This is a genomic window from Microbacterium nanhaiense (assembly GCF_014646015.1).
Classification (GTDB): Bacteria; Actinomycetota; Actinomycetes; order Actinomycetales; family Microbacteriaceae; genus Microbacterium; species Microbacterium nanhaiense.
This window is the reverse complement of record NZ_BMMQ01000002.1, coordinates 535,169-551,927: the sequence shown is the minus strand read 5'-3', so window position 1 is coordinate 551,927 and position 16,759 is coordinate 535,169. Positions and strand designations below refer to the sequence as shown.

Here is a 16,759-nt window from a genome sequence, read left to right as displayed (position 1 = left end):
GACCTCCCGGACGCCGTCGGCATCAACGGCTCCATCACGGCCCACACCTCGTCAGAGATCTCCTGTCGCGTCACCGCTTAAGACTCACCGAGCCGGGAGCGAAACCTCTTGATCAACACGGCCTAGCTCTCCGGGTCGTCGTGGAAGACCCGCACTTCCTGCGCGCACCGGCACGCCGCGGCGATCCTGGCGGCCCACGCGAGCGCCGCGGAATAGTCGGGCAGGTCCAGGATGGCGAAGCCGCCGTCGATCCTTTCGCTCTCCGGATAGGTGCCGGGGCGCACGGTTCCATCGGCGAGCGCCAACACTGGCGGCTGATCTTCGTCGATCGCGCCCCCGAAGACCCACACGCCCGCGGCTCTCGCCTCGCGAACGACCTCGTGGCTCTCGGTCGCTGCGCGCTCAAACTCCGCATCACTGAGATGTGACATCGCGGAGCTGGGGAACGAGATCAGATACTTCGTCATGGCGCGCTCTTCCGGAAACTGTTCCCAGCGTGCTCCCGGACGCCGAGAAGCGCAAGCGGCGCTCAGGATCCGGTGTTCAGACGCAGGATCCGCGCCTTCTCGTCATCGGTGAGGTCGGAAAGCGCGAGAACGTCCTGGAGCACCTCGGACTTTCCCGCGAGGTAGGCCTCGATGTCCATATCGGGCTTGCTCGCGAGTGCGCTCTTCACGGCGCCGTAGCGATCGCGGAGCTCGACGTTCTCGCGCAGCACGCGCCGGACCGCGAGGTGATTGCGAAGATGCAGTGTTCCATTGACGCACACGTACACGTGCCGCCGCGGATCATCGTCCGGGGCCGTGAACGCCTCGCGGTCCGTCACCCCCAGGTCTCCCCTGTGCGCGTATCCGATTCGCTCGAGAGCGGCGATCGCCGCGGGAACGGCCCGGCGCGACACGACGACATCGATGTCGAGGATCGGCTTCGCGGCAAGACCCGGCACCGAGGTGGATCCCACGTGCTCTATCGACGCCACAGGCACGCCCTCGAGCGCTGCCGCCAGGTCGGCGGCCACGCGCCGGAAGCGCATCGGCCAGTCGGGATCGTAGGGTGCGACGTCGATAGCCATCCTTTGATCCTGCCACGCGGCGGTCGTCGAGCTCAGTGATCCGGCAGCAGTGTTGCGTCGTCGGCGCCGTACGTCGCAGGCACGAACCATGGAACGGGGCTCGAGCTACGCGCGACGAGGTGCGAGACGCTGAGCGCCTCGGTGAAGATCGCCATGCGCACCGCGACGCCGTTGTCGGCCTGCCGGAAGATGGCGAGCCGCGGATCCGAGACGATCTCCGAGGAGAGATCTGCCGCCCCCTCGCGCGAATCGCGCGGAAGCGGGTGCATGAGCAGGGCGTCTGACGGCAGATGCGCGTCGATCATCGCCTGATCGATGCGGTACTCGTTGAACGCCGCGCCGGCGGCCTCTCCCATTCGCTCGCGCTGGATCCGAGTGGCGTACACGGCGTCCGCGCCAGCCATCGCATGGGCCGGTGTCTCGCAGATCTCGACGGAGTGGCCCTTCGACCGCACGAGCTCGACGAGGTGCTCGGGCATCTCGAGCTGTGTCGGTGCGTAGAGCGTGAACGTCAGCTCGGAGTAGAGCGAGAGCAGGCGTGCGAGCGAATGAACGGTGCGCCCGTACCGCAGGTCCCCGAGCATCGCGATGTGAGACCCGTCGATGCGCTTTCCGAGGAAGGAGAACTCCCGCTGGATCGTGTAGATATCGAGCAGTGCCTGGCTGGGATGCTCCCCCGCGCCGTCACCCGCGTTCAGCACGGGGACGTTGCTCGCCGCGGCGAACTGCGCGACGGATCCCTCGTCGGGGTGACGCACCACAATCGCGTCCGCGTACCCGGCGATCACGCGAGAGGTGTCATAGATCGACTCCCCCTTCGCCATCGATGAGAACGTCATGCCCGTCGTGTCGAGCACGGTGCCGCCCAGGCGAGCGAACGCGGCTCCGAAGGAGAGCCGGGTGCGGGTGCTGGCCTCGAAGAAGAGATTCGACAGCACGGCCCCTTCGAGCACCCGCGTGGTCTCCTGCCGCGATGCGAAGGGCTGCATCACGTCGGCGACGCGGATGAATCGCTCGAGGCCCGCACGGTCGAACTGCTCGACGGACAGCAGGTGTCGGCTGCCGCCGAATCCCGGGTGCTCGGCGGGTTCGATCGACGCCGCGGCGAGGCCGGCCTCCTTCAGGAGGTGCTCGACCAGGAGGCGAGTCGCCGCGGGCATCGTCCGCGCACCGGCCGATGCCGAGGGAACGAGCCACGAGTCGAGGGTGCGACGCTTGACCTCGATGCGCGCGCTGAACTCGTCACGGGTGAGGTTGAGGCGGCGCATCGCGTCGCGCAGGATCGACTGCTGATTCAGGCTCATGCCTCGAATATACACTTTGTGTGCATAAAAGCCATGCACTTATCTCGGGTCCTGGAACCCGATCAGCCATCGAACCCCGAAGCGGTCGACGAGCGTGCCGTCCCAATCACCCCAGGAACGCTTCTCGAGGGGCTCGATCACCCGTCCATCCGCGGCGAGCGCGTCGAACCACGCGCGCGAGGTGTCTGGATCCGCGGCGCCGAGGATCGAGAGGTACATTCCGACCATGTGCACCGCGTCTTCGTCGCCGCCGGCGTCGGATGCGAAGAGCGTCACCGGCCCGTCGAGCTGACCGTGCGCGATGTCGCTCGGCGGGCCGTCGGTCCGATCGAATTGTTCGTAGGTGAAGCTGCGCACCTCTCCCCCGAAGATTCCGCGGTAGAACTCGAGCGCTTCGGCGGCGAAACCCGGGAACAGCAGGTATGGCGTGGGGGCTGTCATGCGGCGATCGTATCCGTGGACGCGGCGATTAAGCCATGGGCAGCGCCCAGTTGGCGCAGAACCGCGTCACTGCACACGATCTGCGGCGACCAATTGGGGCGGAGGAAGTCGGCCCGGGGCAGCCGCACGCGTTGCTCGTCGACGGGTTGGCCCGGCCGGGGCGATTGACGCGTCACGCCGTTGAGCTCGTAGCCGAGCTTTCGCGACACCGCGAGAGACGCCGCATTGGTGCTCGTCGCGCTCGACTCTGCCCACTCCGCGCCGAGCACGTCGAACGCGAATGCCAGGAGCCCGGCCCTCATCTCCGTTCCCAGGCCGCGACCCTGCACGCTGCGGGTGATCCAGGATCCGCTGTTCACGGTCTGCCGGTTTGCGAAGTCATACGCGCTCAGGTCCTGCGTGCCGATCACGCGTCCCTCGTAGTGCGCGGCGAACGCGATGTTCCATGATGACGGCGAGACCCGCCCGCGCAGGCCCCACTGGTAGATCGCGAGATTGCCCGGAAGGTCGGATGCGGGTGCGTCCGTCCAGGGGAAGCCGAAGGGCATCTGTTCCGGGTCGTGCACGCCGTCCAGCGCGGCCCGCACGAGCCCGGGAAGGTCGGCGTCGCGCACGGGCGAGAGCGTCAGCCGCGGCGTGGTGATCGTCAGTCCGAACAACGGCCAGATGTCTTCGAGATCCATGAGTCGACGCTAGCGGCTCCTGGACGCCCGCCCACGAACTGTTACAGGAGGCCGGTGTCGCGGGCTCCCCCGACCGCAGAATGTCATCTGCGCGGCGGGCGATGGTTGACGTCACACGCTGCACCTCGCCGAAGCCCGCATCGATCGTCACCTGTGCTCCGCGGCTTGCCTGTGTGACCGTCTCGATCGCCTTTCGTTCGTTGCTCGCGAGGATCCGCGCTTCCCGCGGGACCTCCAGTGCCCGGGCCGCCGCGGTGCCGTCATCCGACAACGGCCAGTCCGCCGCGGGCGCATCGCGCGTCGCCACGGGCATCGCGTGGCGGATGAGGAAGATTGTCGGCACAGGCCCCACCATACGGGTGCCGTGCAGTGCAGTCCATGGAGCCGCAGGCGCCGCCGACGACGTGGTTCGCACCGCCGCCGCCTTCGCGTGAGAGGCTGTCACCATGGCAGAGAACGACATCGAGGTCAGCTGGGGCGAGGCGCGCGACGCGAACCTCGCGAATTGGGATGACCGGGTCGGGATCCATCTCACGGGTTACGGTCTCGAAGCGTTCGAGGATCCCGCGCATCTCTCGAGCGTGATCACGGAGGATCTCGCCGCCCTCACGCCGTTCCTGCCGAACGGCGTGCGCGGGCTCGACGTCTGTCACCTGCAGTGCCACATCGGCACCGACACGCTCTCGCTCGCCCGATCCGGCGCCCGGGTGACGGCGCTCGATTTCTCTCCCGCCGCGCTCGAAGCCGCAGAGCGACTCGCGACCGCGCATGGCCAGCGGATCCGCTGGGTGCATTCCGACGTGATGGATGCGGCGAGCGCGATCGGTGCCGACTTCGATCTCGTGTACACCTCGATCGGCACGATCTGCTGGCTGAAGGATCTCGATCGCTGGGCGGCGCAAGTCGCGCGGCTGCTGCGCGACGGCGGAACCTTCTTCATTCGCGATGGACACCCCGCGCTGTACGCGCTGGACGAAACCGCCGACGATCTGCGGATCCGCTACCGCTACTTCCCCAATGGTCAGGCGCAGACGTGGGATGACGCGGGCACGTACTCGGGCGAGGGAACTGTCGAGCACACGCGCACCTACGAGTGGCCGCACTCGCTCGCGGAGATCGTGAATGCCCTGATCGGTGCGGGTCTGCGGATCCTGCGTCTCGACGAGGGGGCGACGCTCCCCTGGCAGTTCTCGCCGCGCATGGAGCAGACCGCGAGCGGCTGGGCCTGGCCCGGCGAGGAACGCGAGAACGTGCCGTGCACGTTCACGATCATCGCTCGGAAGGAGTGAGCCGCCCCATCAGCTCGGCGAGGGTCTTCGCGACGCCCTCTTCGTGGCACGACGGGATGATATGGTCGGCGATCGCACGGACGCTTTCGTCGGCGTCGGCCATCGCGTAGGCGGTGCCGGCCCAGTCGAGCATCGGAATGTCGTTGGGCATGTCGCCGAACGCGATGACGTCCGCGGCGTCGACACCGCGCAGCCGGCACAGGGCGGCCAAGGCATTGGCCTTGGTGATCCCGAGCGCGCTGACCTCGATGAGGCCCGGCATCGACCAGGTGGCGGTCGCCCGGTTCGCGACGGCCTCGAGCACGACATCGCGCAGCGTCCCGTGGTCCACGCCCGGTGCCCTGGCGAGCAGCTTGATCGCCGGCTCGTCCCAGAGGGCTTCCAGCTCGCCTCTGGGGGCACCCGCCATCGGGAAATCCTGTTCGAAGTTCGGCGTGAGCCGGATCCCATCCGGAAACTCGATCGCGAGCTGAACCGAGGGCAGCGCGGAAACGATGTCGCGGGCGATCGCGAGGCCGACGTCGGGCGCGATGCCGCGGATGCGTTCGATGCGGTTGGCGTGCAGATCGTAGGTGAGTGCGCCGTTCGAGACGATCGCGATGCCGTGCCTGCCGACGTGCTCCCGCAGCGGCTCGACCCAGCGCAGCGGGCGTCCCGTGATGAACACGACCGGGATCCCGGCGGCATCTACCTCGCGCAGCACGCGGGCCGTGTAATCGGGGATCGTGAAGCTGTCGATCGGCACGAGAGTGCCGTCGAGGTCGGTCGCGACGAGCATGACGCGAGCCTATCCGGCGCGGTGCCTCGTACGGCGCCGAGGCGCTACAGCACCAGCCGCATCTCGTTCTCGGTGCCGCCCGGCTCGAGCTCGTACGGCATCGTCACGCCCGTGTTGACGAAGCCGCGGCGCGTGTAGAAGGCGATCGCACGCGGGTTGTCGGCGTGCACGTCGAGCGTCAGCGTCGTGCCGAGCCCGCGCGCCCACGCGATGATGCCGTCGAGGAGCGCATCGGCTACCCCCGCGTGGCGCCCGCGCGCGTCCGGATCGACGTACACGCCGACGAGCATCGGGCCCGCACTGGGGCTCATATAGCCGCGCATCACGCCGAGCCAGGTCCCGTCCTCATCGATCGCGACGAGCCCGATGTTCGGATCCTGCTCGTTACTGGTCGCGCGCTGGATCCACTGCGCGTCACCAAGCGACTGCGCGTGGGCGAGCGTCTCGCCGAAGGCGATGGGGGTGTCCGCCAGCATCCGCAGTCGGATCTCCCGGAACTCCTGCCAGTCGTTGCCGACGATGCGCCGGATCGTAAAGCTCACGAGCCGACCGCCGTCGCAACGAATTCGCCGAGGGCGGGCCGAAACTGCTGAAGCCGGTGGATCCACGGATCCGCGAGCTCGCCGGCTGCCGTCATGCGATCGAACTCGTCGAAGGTGACCCAGCGGGCGTCCGCGACTTCATCCGGATCCAGGACGATGTCGACGTCGCCGTCGACGACGGTCGCGTACAGGTCGAAGAAGGCCGTCGGCTCGATGACCCGTCCGATCGGCGTCAGATCCGAGGGCTCGCACCGCACGCCGACCTCTTCGTACAGCTCGCGAGACGCGGCCTCCCTGCTCGTCTCACCCGCGAGGGCGCTTCCTGCCGAGATCTCCCACGCGAACGGAAAGGTCTTCTCGGCCGCCCGCTGCGCGACGAGGATGCGCCCATCGCGGCGCACCACGGCGGCGGCCACGACGAGGTGCATCCGACCCTCCGGGATCGGCGTGTCACGCACGTGCGTCTCCCCCGTGGGGTTGGCGTCGACGTCCAACAGGTCCCAGATCTCCTCTGTCATGCCTCCACGCTATCGGTGGTTGACTGGTGAGCATGACTTCCGAGGAGCGCGTGCGACGGGCATACGGGGTGCGGGCCGACGAGTACATTCGCCTGCTCGGTTCGGTTGCCGCGCTCTCGCCGCTGGACGCGGCGCGGATCCACCGCTGGTCTCTCGGCGTCACGGGCAAGATCCTCGACGCGGGTAGCGGGCCCGGCCACTGGACCGCGTACCTCGACGGCGCGGGCAGCGACATCGAAGGGCTCGACCTCACGCCCGAGTTCGTCGCGCACGCCCGAAGCGCATACCCGCATGTCTCGTACCGCGAGGGCTCCGTGCTCGCCCTTCCACACGCCGACGCATCGCTCGGCGGCCTGCTCGCCTGGTATTCGCTGATCCACCTGGATCCGGACGAGCTGAGCGCCGCGCTCACCGAATTCGCTCGCGCGCTGGCACCGGGCGGATCCCTGCTCATCGGGTTCTTCGACGGCGCCGAAGAGGAATTCGACCACGCCGTCACCACGGCGCGGTTCTGGAGCGTCGAAACGATGGCCGGCGCCCTCGAGCGCGCCGGCTTCGTCGTGCAGGATTCCGAGACCCGGCAGGATCCGGGAAGCCGACCGCACGCGTCCATCGCGGCACGGCGGGCGACGCCCGAGAGTCCGCGCGCGTCGTCCCTCTAACGCGACGCGCGGACGGCGCCGTCGAGCCAATCGCCGAGGACCCGGTAGGCGGATTCCCTCGCTTCGCGGCGCGAGAGGAAGATGTCGTGGAGCGCGCCGTCGATACGGGCGATCGTGACGAGGGGCCCAAGCTTCAGGGAGGCGCGCGCGATATCGTCGACGACGAGCACCGAGTCCGCGCGCGTGAGGTCGTCGTGCCAGCGCAAGGGCCGCGCCGATCGTGCGGAGAGCATCACGAGCACGGGCGCATCGATCGTCAGGCCGTCCTCCACCGCGTCGTGCCCGCGAAGGATCGCGCCCAGCCAGCCGGCGTGCACGGGCATCGATTGCTCGGGACGCCAAGCGAGGTTGGGTTCGACGGGGTCCAGAGGATCCACGGCCTCGGCCTGCGCGCGGGCGTAGTAACCGAGATCGACCTGCGGAACCTGCTCCATTGGCTTGCGCCGCGCCCGCAACTCGATGAGCGGCGTGATCGCGTCGCGCGATAGCCGCGGCAGCTGAAACTCCAACCACGGACTGTTGAGGATGACGGCGCTCGCCGCGCCCGGGTTGCGATGCGCCCACAGGCTCAGCACGAGGCCGCCGGTCGAGTGCCCGAATAGCATCAACCGGCGGCCCGTGCCGATGGCGGCAAGCGCCGCCGCGATGTCCTCGTCATAGGTGGCGAGGTCGGTAACGTAACCTGCGGTTTGCCATTGCCGGAGGCTGCGGCCGTACTTTCGCAGGTCGAGGGCGAAGAATCGCGCGCCGCGCGAGGTGAAGGTGCGCGCGAGGCGCTTCTGGAAGAAGTAGTCCGACCAGCCGTGCACGTACAGCACGTCGACGTCTTCGAGCGGTCGCCTGCGGAGCCAGCGGCGCCGGGGCAGGGCGCGCACGAGCGTCGCGACCACCTCGCCCTCGTCGTCCGTGCCGAGCGCCAGCGTCAGCTGCTCGAACTCGTCGCCCAGCACGTCGGGGATCCACTGGCCAGCCATACGGCCAGCATATGGCTACTGCTTCGTCGTGCGCTCGATCGTCATGACGAGGATGACGCGGTCGGCGGCGTCGGCCGGGGTGCCGTCGAGCGGCTTGCCGTAGCGTTCTCCGAGTCGCATGTAGAACGCGCCCTCGGGATCCGGCACGACGTCGACGAGCTTGCCGCGGACCTCGAGGTAGGAGGTCGGTTCCTCAGGATCCGTGATCGACAGCGACATCGACGGGTTGTGCTGCAGGTTGCGGAACTTCTGGCGCTTGGTGGTGTGCGTGAAGCGCACGTGCTCGCCGTCGAACTCGAACCACATCGGGTTCACCTGCACCGTGTCGTCGGGGCGGATGGTGCCGAGGTGCCCGTAGAGCGGCAGATCGAGCAGGCGGCGGAACTTCGGGTCGAGATTGTCGAGAACACTCATGGCGTTAGTCTGCCGGATCAGGCGCCGATCTCGAGGCGTAGCCGCGAAATGTGTCGCGCGGTGATGTCGTCCTCCGCCGATCCGTCCTCGAGGACCGGGAGCTCGCGGATGACCGGGAAGGGCACCGCCGGTACCTCGCCGGAGAGCCGAACGTCGAGGTGTGTGACGTCGAATCCGTGCTCGTGCAGGTACGACGCCATGTCGTAGTCCTGCCCGGAGTCGCCCGCGGTGAACCAGCGACGCGGTGCCTCCATGCGCGGCGCGATGAGCTCCAGGGCGCGCTGCGCCCCGAGCGCCTTGCCGCTGTCGACGTGCTCGACATCGACCGAGATCACGGTCGGGTAGATCGTGAAGCCCGTCGCCCCGGTGTCGCCGATCGCGAATTCGAACGCCTCTACGATCCTGTCGCGACACGGCAGGAACTCGTCGCGTCGCACGTTCACGTGCTGTTCGAGCGACACCATCGTGCGCTTCGTGTTGTCGAAGAACACGATCTCCGAGTACTCGGCGGCGATCCGCCGACCCGCCTCTACCAGCGCGGGCGGCGGCGCGATGCGTTCGTCGAGGGAGACCTCGCCGACCGTGGGCGAACCGTTTCGCTCGACCAGCGAGAACCAGGTGCCGCCCTTCTCCCCCACGCCCCACACCGGATCCGCCGCGGTCAGCCCCGCGCGCGTCAACGCGGGCAGCACCTGCTCCGCGAGGAAGTCGACCGAACGGCCGGTGTTGAACACGACGGGGCACCCAGAGCGCGCGATCGCGACGAGGTCGGCTGCGAGGCCGTGCAGGCGAACCGTGCGGGTACGGGTGCTGGAAATGGGTCCGTCGACATCGAGCAGAAGGCCGAGGGGCGGAAGCGAAGTCACCACCCTATTGTCGCGCACCGGCGAGAATGGACGGATGCACTCCTTCGACCTCGAACGAATCGGCTCCGGGCTCGTCGTGTCGCAGTCGCGGGACGAGATCGAACGGGCGCTCGCCGCGGGAGCGGCCGTCATCACCGCCCCACCCGGCACCGGTAAGACCACCTTCGTTCCGCCGCTCGCGGCCAACGCGCTACCGTCCGGCCGGATCCTTGTCACCCAGCCGCGTCGCGTCGCGGTACGCGCGGCGGCTCGGCGCATTGCGGAGCTCGACGGCTCACCCCTCGGCGGGCCGAGCGGCTTCACCGTCCGCGGCGAACGGCTCGTGTCGCGCGACACGCGCATTGAAACGGTCACGCCCGGCGTGCTGCTCCGCCGGCTCCTCACGGATCCCGGTCTCGACGGCGTCGCGGCCGTCGTGCTCGACGAGGTGCACGAGCGCACCGTCGACGGCGACCTCCTCCTGGGGATGCTCAGCGAGGTGCGGGCGCTCCGCGACGACCTCGTGCTCGTCGCGATGTCGGCGACGCTCGACGCCGAGCCCGTTGCGCGGCTGCTCGATGCGCCGATCGTCGCCATCGGATCCGTACTCCATCCGCTCGAGATCTCGTACGCGCCGGCCGTGTCTGCGCGCATCGGTGCCCGAGGCGTCGAACGCGCATTTCTCGACCACCTCGCCTCCCTCGCCGTGAGAGAACAGGCCGCGGCGGCACACGACGCGCTCGTCTTCGTGCCCTCGGCCCGCGACGTCGATGAGGTGGTGCGGCGGATCCGGGATCTGTCCGGCGACGTGGAGGCCCTTCCCCTGCACGGTCGACTGACGGCCGCCGCGCAGGATCGTGCGACATCCGGACGCCAGCCCGGCGACCCGCCACGGATCGTCGTGAGCACCGCCCTGGCCGAGAGCTCGCTCACGGTGCCCGGCGTGCGGCTCGTCGTCGATGCGGGTCTGTCCCGGGAGATTCGGCGAGACCAGGCCCGCGACATGGCGGGCCTCGTGACCGTCAGCGCGTCGCGGTCGAGCGCCGAACAACGCGCCGGGCGCGCTGCGCGACAGGGCCCGGGTCGCGCGGTGCGCGCGTACACGGAGGCCGAATTCGCGGCGTTTCGTCCGGCTTCGGATCCGGAGATCCTCTCCGCAGACCTCGTCGACGCCGCGCTCACGCTCGCGGAATGGGGTACCCCCGCGGGCATCGGGCTCGGGATGCTCACCGGCCCGCCCGCGGCATCGATGTCCCGAGCGCAGGACGCCCTGCAATCGCTCGAACTGATCGACGAGGCGGGCCGGCCCACTCGGCTCGGCGCCCTGGTGGCGCGCATGCCGGTCGGCGCGCGTGAGGGGCGGGCGCTACTCGCCGCCGAGGCGGCGCCGCGGACCGCCGCCGAGGTCATCGCGGCGATGTCGGGTGACACACGCGAACCCGGCGCCGACCTCGGTGCGCTCCTGCGCTCCCTGCGCCGCGGCGATGCGCCGGGTGCCGGGCGATGGCGCGCGGATGTGAAGCGGCTGGAGCGGATCGCCGCCGAGGGCGACCGCGAGGCGGCGCACGATCCGGCGCGTGATACCGACGCCACGGGGCGTGTCGCGGCGCTCGCGCGCCCCGAGTGGATCGCCCGCCGAGTCGCGGACGGATCCCGCTCTTACCTGCTGGCAAGCGGCACACGCGCGGCGCTTCCCGAAGGATCGTCTCTGCTCGGATCCGAGTGGATCGCGGTCTGCGAGGTGCAACGCGCCGACGGGCGCATCGCAGACGGCACGGGCGCCGTGATCCGGCTCGCCGCTGCGCTCGCCGAGAGCGACGCGCTCGAGATCGGACGTGTACGTACCGAACGCATCTCGCGCCTGGAACAGGGCCGCGTGCGCGTGCGCGAGGAGCGCCGGCTCGGCTCCATCGTGCTGTTCTCGACGCCCGTGCGGGCGCGCGATGACGACGCCTCGGCGGCTATTCTCGCGCACATCCGAGACAACGGGATCCCGTGGAACGACAAGGCAACGGCGCTGCGCGCCCGGCTACAGCTCATCCATCGCGAGCTCGGGGCGCCATGGCCCGACGTCTCTGACGATGCGCTGCTCGCACGCCTCGAGGACTGGTTGGGACCCCACCTGCACGGAGCCGCGCTCGCCTCAATCGACCTCGTGTCCGCGCTGCGCGGGCTGCTGCCCTGGCCCGAGGCGAGCCGCCTCGACACGCTCGCGCCGGAGCGGCTCGACGTGCCGTCCGGGTCGAGCGCGCGCATCGATTACCCCGCCGAGAGGGAGGGGCGACCGGTCGTCGCCGTGAAGCTGCAGGAGGTCTTCGGGCTCGCCGAGACGCCACGTCTCGTCGACGGTCGCGTGCCCGTGCAATTCCACCTGCTCTCCCCCGCCCGTCGCCCGCTCGCCGTGACGGAGGACCTCTCGTCGTTCTGGGATGGCCCTTACCGGGACGTACGCAAGGAGATGCGCGGGCGCTACCCGAAGCACCCCTGGCCGGAGGATCCCTGGACTGCGCCGGCGACGGCCAAGACCAGCAAGCGCCTGCGCGAGGGGTGAGGCGAGAACGATCCGGTCACGATTACTGATGACGTCGCGGATCCCATCGATACTGGTCGCATGCGTAGCGAACGAGGCGTCGATGAGCTTCCGGCGATGCGGGCGTCGCTCGGCTGCGGCGTCGTGCTCGGCTCGGTCCTCCTGCTGAACGGCTGTGGCATGGTGCATGACGCTCCGGCCGCTGAACCGCCCGACGGGCTCGTTCGGACACCGTACCTCGCGACCGTGCTCGACGATGGCGACGGGCCCGAGCTCTGTCTCGGCGCCGTCGCCGAGTCGTACCCTCCGCAGTGCGGCGGCCCTGCGCTCGTCAGCTGGGACTGGGCTGATCACGAAGGCACCTTCGAGGAAGCGAGCGGTGTGCGCTGGGGAGCGTACGCGCTCGTGGGACGGTATGACTCGGACGCGAACACCTTCGAGGTCGAGTCGGTATCGAACGAGCCGCTGGCGACGTCACCCCCGGCTGAAATGGACTTCTCGACTCCCTGCGAGGAGCCCGACGGCGGGTGGCGGGTTCGCGATACATCGGCCGTCGCGATGGCAGACCGCGAGGCGGCGTTCGCGCTCGCGGAGAGCCTCGAAGGATACGCGGGTGCCTGGGTCGATCGGCAGCCCCACGAGATCCCGTCGCCCACGCCCGGAGACGATGACTCGCAGATCGCGTACGAGGAAGCGATGAACGACCCGCTGTACACCATCATCAACGTGCAGGTGACCGGTGACATCGCGGCCACGGAAGAGAAGTTGCGTGAGGTCTGGAGCGGGATGCTCTGCGTCTCGCATGCCGAGCGCAGCGAGGCGGAGCTGCACGATATCTTGAACGAGCTGATGTCCATTCCGAACAGCTTGGGTGTCGGCACAGATGTGATCGACAACGCTGTCGACCTCAGTGTCATCTATGACGACGGCACGCTCCAGCGCGAGCTCGACGAGAAGTACGGCAAGGGCGTCGTCGAAGTCGACTCGGCGCTCGTCGGCTGACTCAGCGGATCCGCGACCAGCCGTGCGGGATGTCGCTCACGGCCGAGATCGCATCTCCCCTCGCCGACCAGCCCTGCGCGGCCGGGCCGTCGAACGCGCCGCGCGCAACGCGAAAACCGACGTCATCGTGGCTTGTCCGGGGATGATCGCCGCGGCGCACGGACGCGTCGATGTTCGCGCTGTCGCCGTATCCACCACCGCGGAACACTCGCTGGTCGCCATCGGTCGGGTCGAGCAGATCCCAGCACCACTCCCACGCGTTGCCGAGCATGTCGAAGAGACCGAAGAGATTCGGCATCTTGCCGCCGACGTCCTGCGGGTGCGCGAGGTGATCCGCGCGGGTCCAGGCGATATCGGGGACGGATCCGTACTGCGCCTTCGTCGATCCGGCGCGGCACGCGAACTCCCACTCGGCCTCGGTCGGCAGGCGGTAGCCGTCGGAGTCGATGTGCCACGTGATGTCTTCGCCGTCGTACCCGTACGCCGGATCCAACCCCTCCCACTCCGAGAGAGCGTTGCAGAAGCGGATCGCCTGCTGCCAGCTCACCCCGACGGCCGCGCGGCGCGGGTGCGCGCTCGGCACGGCGAGCAACTCGGCCATTATCTCTTCTGTGACCGCGAACCGCGAGATCTCGAACGGTTCGAGCTCGACGGTTCGGGTGATCTTGCGCCTGCGATCCCGCAGGGTGACCGGCCCGCCGTCAAGCGCGACCATGTCGGTGTCGGGGGTCATCCGTTCAGGCTACGTGGTGCCGCGCAGGAAACGACCGATCCAGGATCCGCGTGGCTCGGGTTCCGGATCTGAAGTGGGCCTCGCAGCGCGGCGCTCGCGCCACGCGCGCACGTCCTCCTCGATGTCGTGCAACGGCGTCACGACCGGCGGGCCGCCCTGCAACTGCATCCGCGCGTACTTGACCCGCTTGTTGAACTCTTCGAGGTGCTCACGCACGTCCTCCTCGCGCCAGAAGCCGTCAAGCGTGTCGTCCATCGCGCGGTGCTCGTTGCGCAGCTGGATCGCGGGCGGGGCGAGACCCGTGAGGTTCTCCCGCTCGATCTTCTGGCGGATCCACCAGTCCGGGTCGTGCGGCTTGTCGATCCCCTCAAGCGGCTTACCCGCTCCCGGAAGGTTGTCGAACTCGCCACGCCGGATCGCCACCTGGATCGACGCTTCGACCGCGGAGACGCGCTCCTCACGGGTGCTCCAGCGCGGCGGACCGCTCGTGCTCTCGGCGGCACCGTCGCCATCTCGTTCGGCGCGATACTGCGCGGCGCGTGATCGTGGGTCGTCCATGGGAGCCTCCTTCATCCCAGGCTATTCGTATGCTCGTCGTCGGGCGCACCTCCTCGCGGATTCCCCGTTCGCAGGATCCGGCTGACGAATCCTCGATCACGGGCGTGAAGACACGCGAGCACACGAGGGCGTCCGGATGCGCCGGTACTGGATCGCGATCTGATTCTTCGGATCCGACCCCGAACTTCGGATCCGCAGACGCGATCGCTCCGCGGATCCGGCTCATCTCCGCTCGTGCAGGCGCGCACCACCCGCGGTCAGCGCCGAAGGCTCATCCCTCCAGGATGACGAGCTCCTTCGTCGCGCGCGTCATCGCGACGTAGCGGTCGACCGCGCCCTCGATTCCCCCACCCAGCGCCTTCGGCTCCACGAGCACGACGAGGTCGAACTCGAGGCCCTTCGCCTCCGCCGCCGACAGGGCGGTGACGCGCTCGCGCTCGGCGGCGAGAGCGGATCCGATGACGCACGCCGTCCCCTCGGCGTTCGCGGCGAGCCACTCGTCCAGCAGGGCGTCCAAGGATGCGATTGGGCCGCGCCGGACGGGAATGCCGGATGCACGGACCGAGGTCGGTACGTTCGCGTCGGGGATCGCCGCGCGGATGGCCGGCTCCGCCTCGGCCATGACCTCCGCTGGCGTGCGGTAGTTGATCGTCAGGTGCGACACCGAGACGCGAGTGATGCCGACCCGCGCGAGGCGGTCCTCCCAGCTCTGAGTGAATCCGTGGCGGGCCTGCGCCCTATCGCCCACGATGGTGAAGCTCTTGGACGGGCAGCGCCGGATGAGCATGCGCCATTCCGCATCGCTCAGCTCCTGCGCCTCGTCGACGATCACGTGAGCGAACGGGCCCGCGAGCTGATCGATGGTGAGCGTCGGCAGCGCGCCCTCGTCGATGAGCCGTTCCTGCATGTCGGCAGCGCCCAGCATGAGCGAGACACCCTCGCCGTCCTCATCGGTGTCGGAGAGGTAATCGACGACCGTCTCGATCCGCTCGCGCTCAGCAACCAGTGCCCGCTCGCGCTGTCGCCGACGCGCCGTCATTGCCGGATCTCCCATCAGGTCGCGCGCGGCATCGATCAGTGGCAGGTCGACCGTCGTCCACGCATCCGCGCGCTCACGAGCGAGAAGGGCGCGCTCGTCGTCGCTGAGCCACGGCGTCACGCCCGCCAGCAGACGGGGCGAGGTCCACAGCGCACCGACAAGGCCCGCCGGATCGAGCATGGGCCACACCTTCTCAAACACCTCGCGCAGGCCCGCGTGGTTCTCGAGCTCTCGTCGCGCCAGGTGCGGCGGCATCTCCTCGACCTTGGCGGTGAGGATATCGAGCAGTTCCTCCCACACCACGCCCTGCGCATCGTTGTGGGGCGTTCCGTCGTCGGCTGCCTCGATCGCCTCCGCCCAGTCCTCCGGCTCGATCTCGACGTCCGCCCACGATGTGGGCAGCACCATCTGCTCGCTCGGCACGCGCTCATAGCTGCGCACGATGCGCGCGATGGCATCCTCGAAGCGCGCGGACCCCTTGAGGGCCGCCACACGCGGATCCGCTTCGGGCAGCGCGCGCTCGCCCTCGGGAGTCAGCCGGCGCAGCGTCGCGATCGTGACGCTGTCCTCGCCGAGGCTCGGGAGCACGTCGTCGACGTAGGACAGATATCGGTCGTTCGGCCCCACGAACAGCACTCCCCCGCCACCGCGCTCGGAAATGCGCCGATCCGCGTAAAGGAGGTAGGCGGCGCGGTGCAGCGCGACGACGGTCTTGCCCGTTCCGGGCCCGCCGTCGACCACGAGCGCGTCCGCCGAGTTCGCGCGGATGATTGCATCCTGATCCGCCTGAATCGTGCCCAGCACATCACGCATCTGCGACGTCCGGCTCGATCCGAGGCTGCGGATGAACGCCGACTGATCGTCGAGGGCGACATCGCCGTCGAGCGTCGCCGGGTCGAACACCTCGTCCCAAAAATCGACGACGCGGCCAAGCTTCCAGCGGAAGCGACGTCGCATCACGAGGCCCATCGGATTCTGATGCGTCGCGGCGAAGAACGGCTCCGCGGCGGGCGCGCGCCAGTCGATCAGCAGGCGCTTGCCCTCCGGCGAGACGAGCCCGGTGCGCCCGATGTAGAGTTCCTCCCCCGCCGTCGACACGATCTTCCCGAGACAGAGATCGATGGCGAACCGCCGCAGCACCGTCTGCCGAGCGACGAGACCGTAGACGGCGATGTCCCGATCCATGGCGTCCTGTCCATCGCCGTCAATGCGCCGCGCGGCCGCGAGACGGCGCTCGACGTCGTCGCGGGCCGCGATCAGCGCCCGATCGATATCCGCCAGGCGCTGCTCGTCGGCGCCGATGACAGCGGGGGCGGCCTTCTCGGAACGGGAAGCGGGCAGGGCGAAAGCAGAGAACGTCACGGTGATCGATTCT

Annotated in this window: 18 protein-coding genes; 4 read left to right on the top strand and 14 right to left on the bottom strand. The window is 69.0% G+C overall.

What is annotated here, in order from left to right; translation table 11 throughout:
* Positions 1–122 precede the first annotated feature (122 nt).
* The 5 genes from IEX05_RS05625 to IEX05_RS05605 all read right to left on the bottom strand — a co-directional run bounded on the left by IEX05_RS05625 (position 123) and on the right by IEX05_RS05605 (position 3,500).
* Positions 123–467, bottom strand: a complete 345-nt coding sequence (locus tag IEX05_RS05625; RefSeq protein WP_188700375.1) for a YciI family protein — start codon at positions 465–467, stop codon at positions 123–125.
* Between the two features lie 62 nt (positions 468–529).
* Positions 530–1,072 (bottom strand): GrpB family protein, encoded by a 543-nt coding sequence (locus tag IEX05_RS05620; protein WP_188700374.1) that lies wholly within the window; start codon positions 1,070–1,072, stop codon positions 530–532.
* 32 nt (positions 1,073–1,104) lie between these two features.
* Entirely contained in the window at positions 1,105–2,376 is a 1,272-nt protein-coding gene (locus tag IEX05_RS05615; protein WP_188700373.1) for an aspartate carbamoyltransferase, read from the bottom strand.
* A 39-nt stretch (positions 2,377–2,415) separates the two neighbouring features.
* On the bottom strand, positions 2,416–2,817 hold the full coding sequence (locus tag IEX05_RS05610) for a VOC family protein (protein ID WP_188700372.1): 402 nt from the start codon (positions 2,815–2,817) through the stop codon (positions 2,416–2,418).
* Positions 2,814–3,500, bottom strand: a complete 687-nt coding sequence (locus IEX05_RS05605) for a GNAT family N-acetyltransferase (protein WP_188700371.1) — start codon at positions 3,498–3,500, stop codon at positions 2,814–2,816. The genes IEX05_RS05610 and IEX05_RS05605 overlap by 4 nt, the downstream gene beginning before the upstream one ends.
* A 446-nt stretch (positions 3,501–3,946) precedes the next feature.
* Between IEX05_RS05605 and IEX05_RS05600 the strand changes: the two genes are divergently transcribed.
* Positions 3,947–4,789, top strand: a complete 843-nt coding sequence (locus IEX05_RS05600) for a class I SAM-dependent methyltransferase (RefSeq protein ID WP_188700370.1) — start codon at positions 3,947–3,949, stop codon at positions 4,787–4,789.
* On the opposite strand, the gene IEX05_RS05595 is transcribed toward IEX05_RS05600, so the two are convergent.
* Genes IEX05_RS05595 through IEX05_RS05585 form a run of 3 tightly spaced genes read right to left on the bottom strand, consistent with a single transcriptional unit; the run spans position 4,770 to position 6,627 of the window.
* On the bottom strand, positions 4,770–5,567 hold the full coding sequence (locus IEX05_RS05595; protein WP_188700369.1) for a Cof-type HAD-IIB family hydrolase: 798 nt from the start codon (positions 5,565–5,567) through the stop codon (positions 4,770–4,772). The two genes, IEX05_RS05600 and IEX05_RS05595, sit on opposite strands and share 20 nt — an antisense overlap.
* Before the next feature lie 44 nt (positions 5,568–5,611).
* Positions 5,612–6,109: a GNAT family N-acetyltransferase gene (locus IEX05_RS05590; RefSeq protein WP_229661139.1), complete on the bottom strand. Its 498-nt coding sequence runs from the start codon at positions 6,107–6,109 to the stop codon at positions 5,612–5,614.
* A complete protein-coding gene (locus IEX05_RS05585; protein WP_188700368.1) occupies positions 6,106–6,627 on the bottom strand; it encodes an NUDIX hydrolase in 522 nt (173 codons plus the stop codon). Before IEX05_RS05585 ends, IEX05_RS05590 begins: the two co-directional genes overlap by 4 nt.
* A gap of 32 nt (positions 6,628–6,659) precedes the next feature.
* Here IEX05_RS05585 and IEX05_RS05580 point away from each other — a divergent pair, with 32 nt between their 5' ends.
* Positions 6,660–7,289 (top strand): class I SAM-dependent methyltransferase, encoded by a 630-nt coding sequence (locus IEX05_RS05580; RefSeq protein WP_188700367.1) that lies wholly within the window; start codon positions 6,660–6,662, stop codon positions 7,287–7,289.
* Here IEX05_RS05580 and IEX05_RS05575 read toward each other — a convergent pair.
* The 3 genes from IEX05_RS05575 to IEX05_RS05565 are packed head-to-tail and all read right to left on the bottom strand — an operon-like array spanning position 7,286 to position 9,543.
* The gene (locus IEX05_RS05575) at positions 7,286–8,263 is read right to left on the bottom strand and encodes an alpha/beta hydrolase (protein WP_188700366.1); all 978 of its coding nucleotides are present in this window, start codon (positions 8,261–8,263) and stop codon (positions 7,286–7,288) included. The genes IEX05_RS05580 and IEX05_RS05575 overlap by 4 nt on opposite strands.
* A 15-nt stretch (positions 8,264–8,278) precedes the next feature.
* Complete coding sequence (locus IEX05_RS05570; protein ID WP_188700365.1) at positions 8,279–8,677, bottom strand: PPOX class F420-dependent oxidoreductase; 399 nt, start codon at positions 8,675–8,677, stop codon at positions 8,279–8,281.
* A gap of 17 nt (positions 8,678–8,694) precedes the next feature.
* The gene (locus IEX05_RS05565; protein WP_188700364.1) at positions 8,695–9,543 is read right to left on the bottom strand and encodes a hypothetical protein; all 849 of its coding nucleotides are present in this window, start codon (positions 9,541–9,543) and stop codon (positions 8,695–8,697) included.
* Between the two features lie 34 nt (positions 9,544–9,577).
* On the opposite strand from IEX05_RS05565, the gene hrpB reads away from it, so the two are divergent.
* Both hrpB and IEX05_RS05555 read left to right on the top strand, forming a co-directional pair.
* Positions 9,578–12,073, top strand: a complete 2,496-nt coding sequence (hrpB, locus tag IEX05_RS05560) for an ATP-dependent helicase HrpB (protein ID WP_188700363.1) — start codon at positions 9,578–9,580, stop codon at positions 12,071–12,073.
* A gap of 60 nt (positions 12,074–12,133) precedes the next feature.
* A complete protein-coding gene (locus tag IEX05_RS05555) occupies positions 12,134–13,054 on the top strand; it encodes a hypothetical protein (protein WP_188700423.1) in 921 nt (306 codons plus the stop codon).
* Position 13,055: 1 nt separating this feature from the next.
* Here IEX05_RS05555 and IEX05_RS05550 read toward each other — a convergent pair whose 3' ends face one another.
* The 3 genes from IEX05_RS05550 to helR all read right to left on the bottom strand — a co-directional run bounded on the left by IEX05_RS05550 (position 13,056) and on the right by helR (position 16,746).
* Positions 13,056–13,787 (bottom strand): formylglycine-generating enzyme family protein, encoded by a 732-nt coding sequence (locus IEX05_RS05550; RefSeq protein ID WP_188700362.1) that lies wholly within the window; start codon positions 13,785–13,787, stop codon positions 13,056–13,058.
* Positions 13,788–13,796: 9 nt separating this feature from the next.
* Complete coding sequence (locus IEX05_RS05545) at positions 13,797–14,345, bottom strand: DnaJ family domain-containing protein (RefSeq protein WP_188700361.1); 549 nt, start codon at positions 14,343–14,345, stop codon at positions 13,797–13,799.
* Positions 14,346–14,616: 271 nt separating this feature from the next.
* Complete coding sequence (gene helR / locus IEX05_RS05540) at positions 14,617–16,746, bottom strand: RNA polymerase recycling motor ATPase HelR (protein WP_188700360.1); 2,130 nt, start codon at positions 16,744–16,746, stop codon at positions 14,617–14,619.
* Positions 16,747–16,759 lie beyond the last annotated feature (13 nt).

Bases quoted from the DNA above. Each gene is read 5' to 3' on its own strand.
- IEX05_RS05625 (WP_188700375.1), bottom strand. From the start codon at position 467: ATGACGAAGTATCTGATCTCGTTCCCCAGCTCCGCGATGTCACATCTC.
- IEX05_RS05620 (WP_188700374.1), bottom strand. From the start codon at position 1,072: ATGGCTATCGACGTCGCACCCTACGATCCCGACTGGCCGATGCGCTTC.
- IEX05_RS05615 (WP_188700373.1), bottom strand. From the start codon at position 2,376: ATGAGCCTGAATCAGCAGTCGATCCTGCGCGACGCGATGCGCCGCCTC.
- IEX05_RS05610 (WP_188700372.1), bottom strand. From the start codon at position 2,817: ATGACAGCCCCCACGCCATACCTGCTGTTCCCGGGTTTCGCCGCCGAA.
- IEX05_RS05605 (WP_188700371.1), bottom strand. From the start codon at position 3,500: ATGGATCTCGAAGACATCTGGCCGTTGTTCGGACTGACGATCACCACG.
- IEX05_RS05600 (WP_188700370.1), top strand. From the start codon at position 3,947: ATGGCAGAGAACGACATCGAGGTCAGCTGGGGCGAGGCGCGCGACGCG.
- IEX05_RS05595 (WP_188700369.1), bottom strand. From the start codon at position 5,567: ATGCTCGTCGCGACCGACCTCGACGGCACTCTCGTGCCGATCGACAGC.
- IEX05_RS05585 (WP_188700368.1), bottom strand. From the start codon at position 6,627: ATGACAGAGGAGATCTGGGACCTGTTGGACGTCGACGCCAACCCCACG.
- IEX05_RS05580 (WP_188700367.1), top strand. From the start codon at position 6,660: ATGACTTCCGAGGAGCGCGTGCGACGGGCATACGGGGTGCGGGCCGAC.
- IEX05_RS05575 (WP_188700366.1), bottom strand. From the start codon at position 8,263: ATGGCTGGCCAGTGGATCCCCGACGTGCTGGGCGACGAGTTCGAGCAG.
- IEX05_RS05570 (WP_188700365.1), bottom strand. From the start codon at position 8,677: ATGAGTGTTCTCGACAATCTCGACCCGAAGTTCCGCCGCCTGCTCGAT.
- hrpB (WP_188700363.1), top strand. From the start codon at position 9,578: ATGCACTCCTTCGACCTCGAACGAATCGGCTCCGGGCTCGTCGTGTCG.
- IEX05_RS05555 (WP_188700423.1), top strand. From the start codon at position 12,134: ATGCGTAGCGAACGAGGCGTCGATGAGCTTCCGGCGATGCGGGCGTCG.
- IEX05_RS05550 (WP_188700362.1), bottom strand. From the start codon at position 13,787: ATGACCCCCGACACCGACATGGTCGCGCTTGACGGCGGGCCGGTCACC.
- IEX05_RS05545 (WP_188700361.1), bottom strand. From the start codon at position 14,345: ATGGACGACCCACGATCACGCGCCGCGCAGTATCGCGCCGAACGAGAT.